This window comes from Streptococcus sp. GMD4S (assembly GCF_000296955.1).
In genome coordinates, this window is record NZ_AJRE01000483.1 from 1 (window position 1) to 2,231 (window position 2,231).

Consider the following 2,231-nt stretch of genomic DNA (forward strand, 5'->3'; position numbering starts at 1 on the left):
ATTACCAAGATGCTTTTGTTACACCAGGAATTTGTCCTTTGTAAGCTAATTCACGGAAGCAAACACGGCAAAGTTTAAATTTGCGGTAAACTGAATGTGGACGACCACATTTTTCACAACGAGTATAAGCTTGAGTAGAGAACTTCGCTGGACGTTTGTTCTTAGCAATCATTGATTTTTTAGCCATTAGATTTACCTCCTATATTATTTTGCAAAAGGCATTCCAAGGCCTGTAAGCAATGCACGTGACTCTTCGTCAGTGTTAGCAGTTGTTACGATAACGATGTCAAGACCACGAGTTTTGTCAACGTCATCAAAGTTGATTTCTGGGAAGATCAATTGTTCTTTCACACCAAGAGTGTAGTTTCCGCGTCCATCAAATGATTTTGTTGGAACACCGTGGAAGTCACGCACACGTGGAAGTGAAACTGAAACCAATTTGTCCAAGAATTCGTACATACGTTCACCACGAAGGGTAACTTTTGCACCGATCGCTACACCTTCACGAAGACGGAAGCCGGCGATTGATTTTTTAGCTTTAGTGATAAGTGGTTTTTGACCTGAGATAAGTGCCAATTCTTCAGCAGCTTTTTCAAGACTTTTAGCGTTTGATACAGCTTCACCAACACCCATGTTCAAAACGATCTTATCTACTTTAGGCACAGCCATCACTGATGAGTAGTTGAATTGTTCTGTCAAAGCAGGAACTACTTCATTAAGATATTTTTCTTTTAAACGATTTGCCATTATACTTCTCCTTTCCTTCGTGATTAATCAAGCACTTCGCCTGATTTTTTGTTGTAGCGAACTTTTTTACCGTCTACAAATTTGTAACCAACACGACCAGCTACACCATTTTTGTCCAATACTTGAACGTTTGATACGTGGATAGCTGCTTCTTTCTCGATGATACCACCTTGAGGAAGCTCGTTAGTTGGACGTTGGTGTTTCTTAACGATGTTAACACCTTCAACGATAACTTTGTTTACTTTTGGAAGGGCAGTAAGGACAACAGCTTCTGTTCCCTTATCTTTACCAGCGATTACGCGAACTTTGTCGCCTTTTTTTACAAACATTAGGTTTCTCCTTGATTTTTCTTACGCCCATAAGGGCACCCTAGCCTGAAGCTAGGGGACTAGTTTGTTTGTTTTTGCTCTGCGAAAATCAAAGCAATCCTTCGTCAGTTTCAACTCACCTAACTTAAGTTATGCTTTCGTTTCACTTCCTAGACTTGTTTTAATTTTCTTTGAGCAACCAATTAAAGTACTTCTGGAGCAAGTGACACGATCTTCATGAAGCCACCTTCACGCAATTCACGTGCAACTGGGCCAAAGATACGTGTTCCGCGAGGAGTTTTGTCTTCACGGATGATAACTGCTGCATTTTCGTCAAATTTGATGTATGAACCATCAGCACGACGAGCACCTGATTTAGTACGAACGATAACAGCTTTTACAACGTCACCTTTTTTAACCGCACCACCAGGAGTAGCTTGTTTTACAGATGCCACGATAACATCACCGATGTTTGCAAATTTACGTCCTGAACCACCAAGAACTTTGATAGTCAAGATTTCGCGCGCACCGCTGTTGTCTGCGACTTTCAAACGAGTTTCTGTTTGAATCATTTCAGTTTTCTCCTTTCAGGTTTGATTAGATGATGACCGCTTCTTCAACAACTTCTACAAGACGGAAACGTTTTGTAGCTGAAAGCGGACGAGTTTCCATGATACGTACGATATCGCCTTCTTTGGCAACATTGTTTTCATCATGTGCTTTGTATTTCTTAGAGTAGTTAATACGTTTACCATAGACTGGGTGGTTACGTTTTGTTTCAACTACAACTGTGATTGTCTTGTCCATTTTGTCAGATACAACACGTCCAACAAGAACTTTACGATTATTGCGTTCCATTGAAATTTCTCCTTCCCTAGTCTATTATTTCGCTTCAGATTGAACTGTTTTGATACGAGCGATTTGTTTTTTAACTTCTTTCAAGCGAGCTGTTTGTTCCAATTGACCAGTAGCAGCTTGGAAACGAAGTTCAAACAATTCTTTTTTCAATTCGTTTTCGCGCTTCGCGAGTTCTTCTTGAGAAAGACCACGAAGTTCTTTAACAAATTCTTTTACTTCATTAAGTTTCATGCCTTCTCCTTATTCTGCTTCACGTTTTACGAATTTACATTTAACTGGCAATTTGTGGCTTGCAAGACGAAGCGCTTCGCGAGCGAT

General features: G+C 40.1%; 6 protein-coding genes and 1 pseudogene. All 7 read right to left on the reverse strand.

Annotated features, from left to right (window positions below):
• Window position 1: 1 nt before the first annotated feature.
• Entirely contained in the window at window positions 2-187 is a 186-nt protein-coding gene (locus GMD4S_RS11900) for a type Z 30S ribosomal protein S14 (protein ID WP_001085697.1), read from the reverse strand.
• A gap of 17 nt (window positions 188-204) precedes the next feature.
• Entirely contained in the window at window positions 205-747 is a 543-nt protein-coding gene (gene rplE / locus GMD4S_RS11905) for a 50S ribosomal protein L5 (RefSeq protein WP_000013542.1), read from the reverse strand.
• 23 nt (window positions 748-770) lie between these two features.
• Window positions 771-1,076, reverse strand: coding sequence for a 50S ribosomal protein L24 (gene rplX / locus GMD4S_RS11910; protein ID WP_000497691.1), 306 nt, complete (start codon window positions 1,074-1,076; stop codon window positions 771-773).
• A gap of 182 nt (window positions 1,077-1,258) precedes the next feature.
• Entirely contained in the window at window positions 1,259-1,627 is a 369-nt protein-coding gene (gene rplN, locus GMD4S_RS11915; protein WP_000616545.1) for a 50S ribosomal protein L14, read from the reverse strand.
• 25 nt (window positions 1,628-1,652) lie between these two features.
• Complete coding sequence (rpsQ, locus tag GMD4S_RS11920; RefSeq protein ID WP_000440801.1) at window positions 1,653-1,913, reverse strand: 30S ribosomal protein S17; 261 nt, start codon at window positions 1,911-1,913, stop codon at window positions 1,653-1,655.
• Window positions 1,914-1,937: 24 nt separating this feature from the next.
• On the reverse strand, window positions 1,938-2,144 hold the full coding sequence (rpmC, locus tag GMD4S_RS11925) for a 50S ribosomal protein L29 (protein WP_000772918.1): 207 nt from the start codon (window positions 2,142-2,144) through the stop codon (window positions 1,938-1,940).
• Between the two features lie 9 nt (window positions 2,145-2,153).
• Window positions 2,154-2,231 (reverse strand): annotated as a pseudogene (locus GMD4S_RS13210) (50S ribosomal protein L16); the annotation flags it as partial.

What these genes read in the sequence shown, in the direction of transcription:
- GMD4S_RS11900 (WP_001085697.1), bottom strand. Translation starts at nt 187, where the DNA reads ATGGCTAAAAAATCAATGATTGCTAAGAACAAACGTCCAGCGAAGTTC.
- rplE (WP_000013542.1), bottom strand. Translation starts at nt 747, where the DNA reads ATGGCAAATCGTTTAAAAGAAAAATATCTTAATGAAGTAGTTCCTGCT.
- rplX (WP_000497691.1), bottom strand. Translation starts at nt 1,076, where the DNA reads ATGTTTGTAAAAAAAGGCGACAAAGTTCGCGTAATCGCTGGTAAAGAT.
- rplN (WP_000616545.1), bottom strand. Translation starts at nt 1,627, where the DNA reads ATGATTCAAACAGAAACTCGTTTGAAAGTCGCAGACAACAGCGGTGCG.
- rpsQ (WP_000440801.1), bottom strand. Translation starts at nt 1,913, where the DNA reads ATGGAACGCAATAATCGTAAAGTTCTTGTTGGACGTGTTGTATCTGAC.
- rpmC (WP_000772918.1), bottom strand. Translation starts at nt 2,144, where the DNA reads ATGAAACTTAATGAAGTAAAAGAATTTGTTAAAGAACTTCGTGGTCTT.